8 protein-coding genes and 1 tRNA gene are annotated in these 6,672 nt (G+C 71.0%); 7 read left to right on the top strand and 2 right to left on the bottom strand.

Annotation, left to right across the window (positions count from 1 at the left end; translation table 11 throughout):
* A partial coding sequence (locus tag VR45_RS12165) for a helix-turn-helix domain-containing protein (protein ID WP_045939723.1) occupies positions 1 to 294 on the top strand: 294 nt, incomplete at its 5' end.
* A 7-nt stretch (positions 295 to 301) separates the two neighbouring features.
* Here the strand turns inward: VR45_RS12165 and VR45_RS12160 are convergent.
* The gene (locus VR45_RS12160; RefSeq protein ID WP_045939722.1) at positions 302 to 1,234 is read right to left on the bottom strand and encodes a TetR/AcrR family transcriptional regulator C-terminal domain-containing protein; all 933 of its coding nucleotides are present in this window, start codon (positions 1,232 to 1,234) and stop codon (positions 302 to 304) included.
* 228 nt (positions 1,235 to 1,462) lie between these two features.
* Here VR45_RS12160 and VR45_RS12155 point away from each other — a divergent pair, with 228 nt between their 5' ends.
* From VR45_RS12155 to VR45_RS12145, 3 genes are all read left to right on the top strand, one after another.
* The gene (locus VR45_RS12155) at positions 1,463 to 2,590 is read left to right on the top strand and encodes an FAD-dependent monooxygenase (RefSeq protein WP_045939721.1); all 1,128 of its coding nucleotides are present in this window, start codon (positions 1,463 to 1,465) and stop codon (positions 2,588 to 2,590) included.
* A 127-nt stretch (positions 2,591 to 2,717) separates the two neighbouring features.
* Positions 2,718 to 4,088: a glutamate--tRNA ligase gene (gltX, locus tag VR45_RS12150; RefSeq protein WP_045939720.1), complete on the top strand. Its 1,371-nt coding sequence runs from the start codon at positions 2,718 to 2,720 to the stop codon at positions 4,086 to 4,088.
* A gap of 220 nt (positions 4,089 to 4,308) precedes the next feature.
* On the top strand, positions 4,309 to 4,809 hold the full coding sequence (locus VR45_RS12145) for a cupin domain-containing protein (RefSeq protein ID WP_045939719.1): 501 nt from the start codon (positions 4,309 to 4,311) through the stop codon (positions 4,807 to 4,809).
* Positions 4,810 to 4,812: 3 nt separating this feature from the next.
* On the opposite strand, the gene VR45_RS12140 is transcribed toward VR45_RS12145, so the two are convergent.
* Positions 4,813 to 5,286: an ATP-binding protein gene (locus VR45_RS12140; protein WP_045939718.1), complete on the bottom strand. Its 474-nt coding sequence runs from the start codon at positions 5,284 to 5,286 to the stop codon at positions 4,813 to 4,815.
* A 168-nt stretch (positions 5,287 to 5,454) separates the two neighbouring features.
* Here VR45_RS12140 and VR45_RS12135 point away from each other — a divergent pair, with 168 nt between their 5' ends.
* From VR45_RS12135 to VR45_RS12130, 3 genes are all read left to right on the top strand, one after another.
* The gene (locus VR45_RS12135) at positions 5,455 to 6,408 is read left to right on the top strand and encodes a helix-turn-helix transcriptional regulator (RefSeq protein ID WP_045939717.1); all 954 of its coding nucleotides are present in this window, start codon (positions 5,455 to 5,457) and stop codon (positions 6,406 to 6,408) included.
* A complete protein-coding gene (locus tag VR45_RS50540; RefSeq protein ID WP_353612683.1) occupies positions 6,365 to 6,505 on the top strand; it encodes a DUF397 domain-containing protein in 141 nt (46 codons plus the stop codon). The genes VR45_RS12135 and VR45_RS50540 overlap by 44 nt, the downstream gene beginning before the upstream one ends.
* Before the next feature lie 43 nt (positions 6,506 to 6,548).
* Positions 6,549 to 6,632 (top strand) — tRNA-Leu (locus tag VR45_RS12130).
* Positions 6,633 to 6,672: the final 40 nt, after the last annotated feature.

Here is a 6,672-nt window from a genome sequence, read left to right as displayed (position 1 = left end):
GCCCTCGACACCCCCTGGACCGTCCGCCGGATGGCCGCCCTCGCCCTGATGTCCGAACGCACCTTCGCCCGCCGCTTCGCCGCCGCGACCGGCACCACCCCACTGCGCTGGCTGCTCGATCAGCGCATCCTCACCGCCCAGCGCCTCCTGGAGGACACCGACCTCCCGGTGGACACGGTCGCCGTCCACTGCGGCTTCGGCTCGGCGGTCTCGCTGCGGCCGCCCTTCACGGCCCGCCTCGGCGTGCCGCCGCGGGAGTACCGCCGCACCTTTCGTGGCCGGGACGGTATCTGACGGAATGTCAGGTGCGGCCCTCGATCCGCGGCGCGAGGCCGTCGAGGAGGGTGGTGAGGCCGGATTCGAAGAGGGTGTCGAGGTCGAGGTCGTAGCCCTCGTCCAGTTCGGCCGTCAGGCGGGTGAAGACCGGGAAGCGGGCCGCGGCGGTGCGGGTGTCGAAGGTGGCGAAGCGGGTGTCGGTCCACTGGTCGCCGGTGAGGCCGGTGGCGGCCTGGGCCCGGGCCTCGCGTTCGAGGTTGGCGGCGAGGCCCTCGATGTAGCTGTAGAACAGCACGTGGATGTCGAGGACGGTGGCGGCCGGGAGGCCGTGGCCGTCGAGGGCGGCGAGGGCCCATTCGGCGTGGGTGAGCAGGTTGGGCAGCAGCAACGGCCGAGTGACGGAGCCGAGTTCGGCGAGCCAGGGGTGGCGGCGGAACAGCGACCACAGGGTGCGGGCGCCGAGTTCGAGCCGGGGGCGCCAGCCGGCGGGCGGCTCGGCGGGGTAGCCGGCCTCGCCGAAGGCGGCGTCGGCGGCGAGCAGGACGAGTTCGTCCTTGCTGGTGACGTAGCGGTAGGTGGACATCGGGGCGGCTCCGAGCCGGGCCGCGACGGCGCGCATGGACAGGGCGGCGAGCCCTTCCGCGTCGGCGATCTCCAGGGCGGCCGCGATCAGCCGCTCGCGGCTCAACTCGCCCTCGGGGGATGTCGGTTGGGCCGGAGAGGCGGCGGCGGGAACGGCGGCGGCGACCACGGTGCCGACCCGGGCCCGGGCCTCGACCAGGCCCTCCGAGCGGAGCACGGTGAGCGCCTTGGTCGCGGTGGCGAGGGCGACGCCCCAGTCCTGGGCGAGCCGCCGGTTCGAGGGGACGCGCGCGCCGGGGGCGAGTTCGCCGCTGGCGATCCGGCGGCGGAGGTCGGCCGCGATGCGGCGGAACGGCGGGTCCGTCTCGGGTGCCACGGCGGCGCCCTCCTGTTCGGATGTTCGGAAAATTCTTGGCGGCCGCGCCAGGTCTGTACTAGCGCAGACGCTACCAGGGGAATCAGCCCCGAAGTGCCTGCTGTCCTAGCTCAGAAATGGCTCTGACCTGCGAGTTCGAGGCTTGCAAGGCTCTGTATGTACAGCGTACGTTCAGAGCGTTCACGGCGGACGGCGCCGTACCGAGCACAACGAACCAGGGGAGCAACCATGCAGAACGTCCTCGTCTCCGGCGGCGGCATCGCCGGTACCGTCCTCGCCCACTGGCTGGCCCGCCGGGGCTTCGCCCCGACCGTCGTCGAGCTGGCCCCCGGCCTGCGCTCCGGCGGCCAGGCCGTCGACATCCGGGGCGTCGCCCTCGACGTGATCGAGCGGACCGGCCTCACCGAGCAGGTCCGGGCCGTCCGCACCCGGATGCGCGGCATGTCCGTGCTCGGCGCCGACGGCACCGAGCTGCACCGCTCGGAGGAGACCACCTACAGCAGCGGCCGGCTCGACAACGGGGACGTCGAACTGCTGCGTGGCGACCTGATGGAGATCCTCTACGACCACACCCCGGCGGGCGTCGAGTTCGTCCACGGCGACAGCATCACCTCGCTCCAGGAGGACGCGCACGGGGTGCACGCCACCTTCGCGCACGGGCAGCCGCGCACCTTCGACCTGGTGGTGGGCGCCGACGGCCTCCACTCCCGGGTGCGCCGGCTGGCCTTCGGCCCGGAGGCGGACTGCCTCAGCCCGCTCGGCACCCATGTGGCGATCTTCGCCGCCGACAACTTCCTCGGCCTGGAGGACTGGCAGGTCTGGCAGCGCGACGGCGACGCCGGCTACGGCATCTACCCGGTGCGCGACAACACCGAGCTGAGGATCGTCTTCGGCTGGGCGAGCGACACGCCCGTCGAGCGCGACCCCGAGGCGGCCCGGAAGACGGTCGCCGAGCGGATCTCCGCGCTGCCCTGGGAGCGGACCCGGCTGCTGGACGCCCTGCACCGCTCGACCGACTTCTACGCGGACGTGATGGCGCAGATCCACCTGGACTCCTGGTCGGCCGGCCGCACCGTGCTGCTCGGCGACGCGGGCTACTGCGCCTCGCCGCTCTCCGGGCAGGGCACCAGCCTGGCCCTGGTCGGCGCCTACGTCCTCGCCCAGGAACTCGGCCGGGCCCGCGACAGCGGCGCCGACCNAGATGTGTATAAGAGACAGGCCTACGAGCGCTACGAGCGCCGGATGCGCCCCTTCGTCACCCTCAACCAGGCCCTCGCCACCGAGAACCCCGGCGGCCCGGCGGCCGAGGAGTCCGTCGAGCGGGCGAAGAACGCGATCGTCCTGGACGCCGCGTAGCCGGACGCCGACAGGCCCCGGGGCGGGGTGCACGTGACGGGGACCGGCCCCCGGCCCGATACCCTTTGGTTCCATGACCGAGGTTTCCCGTCCCGTCCGCGTCCGTTTCGCTCCGAGCCCCACCGGCATGTTCCACGTCGGGGGTGCCCGCTCGGCGCTGTACAACTGGGCGACGGCACGACAGCAGGGCGGTGTCTTCGTCCTGCGGATCGAGGACACCGACGCAGCGCGCAACAAGCCCGAGTGGACCGACGGCATCATCAGTGCCCTCGCCGCGATCGGCATCCACGAGGGCGACCCGGCCTTCGAGGGCCCGTACTTCCAGTCCGCCAACGCCGGTACCCACCGCGCCGCCGCCGAGAAGCTGTACGCGGCCGGCCGCGCCTACTACTGCGACTGCACCCGCGAGCAGACCGCCGAGCGCACCGGCTCCGCCCAGACCGGCTACGACGGCTTCTGCCGCGAGCGGGGCCTCGAGTACGCCGAGGGCCGGGCGCTGCGCTTCCGCACCCCGGACGAGGGCGCCACCGTCGTGGTCGACCTCATCCGCGGCGAGCCGGCCTTCCCGAACTCCGCCATCGAGGACTTCGTCGTCGCCCGCGGCGACGGCAGCCCGGTGTTCCTGCTCGCCAACGTGGTCGACGACCTGGAGCAGGGCGTCACGGAGGTCATCCGCGGCGAGGAGCACCTCTCCAACACCCCGAAGCAGCAGCTGCTGTGGGAGGCCCTCGGCGCCACCCCGCCGGTCTGGGCGCACCTGCCGGTGATCGTCAACGAGAAGCGGCAGAAGCTCTCCAAGCGCCGCGACAAGGTGGCGCTGGAGGACTACCTGGCCGAGGGCTACCTGCCCGAGGCGATGGTGAACTACCTGATGCTGCTGGGCTGGGGCCCGAAGGACGACGTCGAGATCCGGCCCTACGCCGAGCTGGAGCAGCTGTTCAGCATCTCCGAGGTGAACGCCGGCTCGGCCTTCTTCGACGTGGCGAAGCTGCGCTCGTTCAACGGCGAGTACATCCGAGCCCTGACGGTGGACGCGTTCATCGCCGCCTGCGCGCCGTACCTGGCCGCCGACCGCGCGCCGTGGCCGGCCGAGGCGTTCGACGCCAAGGCGTTCGCCGAGCTCGCCCCGCTGGCGCAGTCCCGGATCGCGGTGCTGGGCGAGATCGTCGAGCAGGTCGACTTCCTGTTCCTGCCGGAGCCGGTGGAGCACGAGCAGTCCTGGGCGAAGGCCATGAAGGACAAGGACGGCGCGCTGGCCCTGCTGCGCACCGCCCGCGAGAAGCTCGCCGTGGCGGACTGGAAGGCCGAGGCGCTGAAGGCCGAGCTGGAGGCCGTCGCGGCCGAGCACGGGCTGAAGCTGGGCAAGGCGCAGGCGCCGATCCGGGTCGCGGTCACCGGCCGCACCGTGGGTCTGCCGCTGTTCGAGTCGCTGGAGGTGCTGGGCCGCGAGCGGACTCTGGCCCGCCTGGACGCGGCGGCGGAGCGTCTGGCCGGCTGACGCCGGAGCTTTTTCGTACGGGCCGCACCCCAGGTCGGGGGTGCGGNNCCCCAGGTCGGGGGTGCGGCCCGTCGCCGTTTCCGGGGGCTTCTCCGCGCTCGAATTGACCCATGATTTTTGCGCTGGAATGCACCCCTCGGCAGGTCGATCGGGCTCATAGAGTGATCATCACAAGGCGACGGCAGGGGAGCCGGAGCCGCCCGAGACGGGGAGAACCACCATGAACGCCAGCCCGATCAAGCCCATCCTGACCCGCGCCGCCACCGCCGAGACCACCAGCGACCCGAGCAGCGTGATGACCCTGCTCGCCGACCACGGCACCGACGGCAGCCCGGTCACCAGCTACCGGTCCACCTTCGCCAAGGGTGCGGTCGGCGCCCCGGCGCACTTCCACACCCGGGCCTCCGAGCTGTTCTTCGTCATCGGCGGCAAGCTCCAGGTCCTGCTGGACGAGAAGGTCGAGACCCTGGAGAGCGGCGACTTCCTGCTCGTCCCGCCGCACACCCCGCACGCCTTCGCGGCCGCTCCCGGTTCGGAGGCCGACGTGCTGTTCGTCTTCACCCCGGGCATGCCGCGCTTCGACTACCTGCGCCTGCTCGGCCGGGTGATGCGGGGCGAGGCCAGCCCGCAGGAGATCAAGGACTCCTCCGAGCTCTACGACAACCACTACGTCGACAGCCCGCTGTGGCGCGCCACCCTGGAGGCCGCGGCCGGGAAGTGACGCTCAGACCGTGACGAGTCTCGGCGACCGGCCGAAGACCAACTCGGTGAACCCCGGGGCGGGGGAGATCAGCACCCAGACGAACTTGCCGATCCCGCCGGCGCGGGGGCAACAGCCCCAGCGCTCGGCAAGTTCGTCGACGAGGAGGAGGCCGCGTCCGCACTCCTCCTCGGGACTGGGGGAAGGGCGCAGGGTGGGCAACCCGCTGCCGGTGTCGTGCACTTCGAGCCGCAGCCGGTCGGCGACGACGGCGAACCGGACCTCGACCAGGCGGTCCAGCGGGGCGTCGGAGTGCCGGACGGCGTTGGCCACGAGTTCGCCGAGCAGCAACTCGCCGATGTCGGAATAGCGTTCGCCACGGGGCAGGCCCGCGAGGTAGGCGCGGAGGAACGACCGGGCGAGGGGGGCGGAGTCGTCCTGCGAGGGGAGTCGGGCGGCGAACTCGCGGGGCCGGCGGACGGTACGGAGAGAGGGCATGGCGAAGCCTCCGGGGAGAGGGGGGAGTGGAACAGGCTCGCGAATGGGGCGCGATATTCACGCTGTGCGAGGAGAAGACTGCGTTCCGCCACAATCATCGACTCCCGCCGGGTACGGTGACGACCAAATCGCAGTGCGGGGCATGTGCGGCACGTGAGGGGACCGGTCATGGCACACCGGAGGAGCAAGCTCGAACCGACCGCGAGTTCGGCGGTGATGTTCGGCGAGGAGCTGCGGTTCTACCGGGAGCTGGCCGGCTACACGCAGGAGGAGTTGGCCAAGCTCCTGCACTGCGACCGCACGGTGCTCACGCGCTGCGAGAGCGGCAAGCGCCGGATGCAGCCCGAACTGGTCGAGGATGCGGACCGGTTGTTGAACACCGGCGGGCTGTTGAAGCGCCTCTGGGACCGGGTGGACTGGAATGCGGAGATCGAGCACCCGGACTGGTTCCAGGAGTACGCGGAGATGGAAGCCGAAGCGGTTGCCCTACGGTTGTTCCAGTACGGATATGTGCACGGCCTGCTGCAATGCAGTGATTACGCACGGGAGTTGTTCAAGGCGGGCGATGCGGCGGGCAAGCCCGAGCTGATCGGGGAGCGGATGGCTGCTCGAATCGGTCGACAGCAGCGCTTCCTCGCCCCGGACGGCCCCTTGTTGATGGCGGTTCTCGACGAGAGCGCCATCAGAACGGAGTTGGGTGGGCCTGCCGTGATGCGTCGCCAGATGCAGCACCTCCTCGATGTGGCGAGGCTCCCCAACGTCAGCATCCAGATCGCACCGTTCGGCGGTCGGCGGACGGTCATCAAGATGTCGATGGTTCAGCTGGAGATGCCGGACGGGCGGAATTGGGTCTACTCGGAGAGCCTGGACCGTGGGCATCTCAGTGACGCTCCAGCCGTCGTGGCGGCACATCGCCGTGGCTATGATCTGCTTCGCGGGGAGGTGCTCTCGGTGAGGGAATCCCTGGAGCTGCTTGCCGACGCGATGGAGGGCTACCGGGATGGTGAGGTTCGAGATCGGCGCGAACGGCTGGCGCAAGAGCAGCTACAGCGGGCCCGACGGGGGAGACTGTGTCGAGGTGGCCCTCGCGTCCCCCATCCCCGGCGTCGTCCCGGTGCGTGACTCCAAGGACCCGTCTGGTCCGGTCCTCCTCTTCCCCGCCGCAGCCTGGGGTTCCTTCCTCTCCGCCCTCCGGGACGGGTCGCTCCCGGTTGGTTAGAACCACCCCTGGGCATGGGCTACTATTTACCCATCACCCAGTTGCGCGGGTGGCGGAATAGGCAGACGCGCTGGATTCAGGTTCCAGTGCCCGAAAGGGCGTGGGGGTTCAACTCCCCCCTCGCGCACACAGAGAACGGCCGGTCGGATCCTCGGATCCGACCGGCC

This window comes from Streptomyces sp. NRRL S-495 (genome assembly GCF_000966955.1).
Lineage (GTDB): Bacteria > Actinomycetota > Actinomycetes > Streptomycetales > Streptomycetaceae > Kitasatospora > Kitasatospora purpeofusca.
The sequence above is the reverse complement of the archived record's forward strand: the minus strand, read 5'-3'. Positions and strand labels throughout refer to the sequence as shown.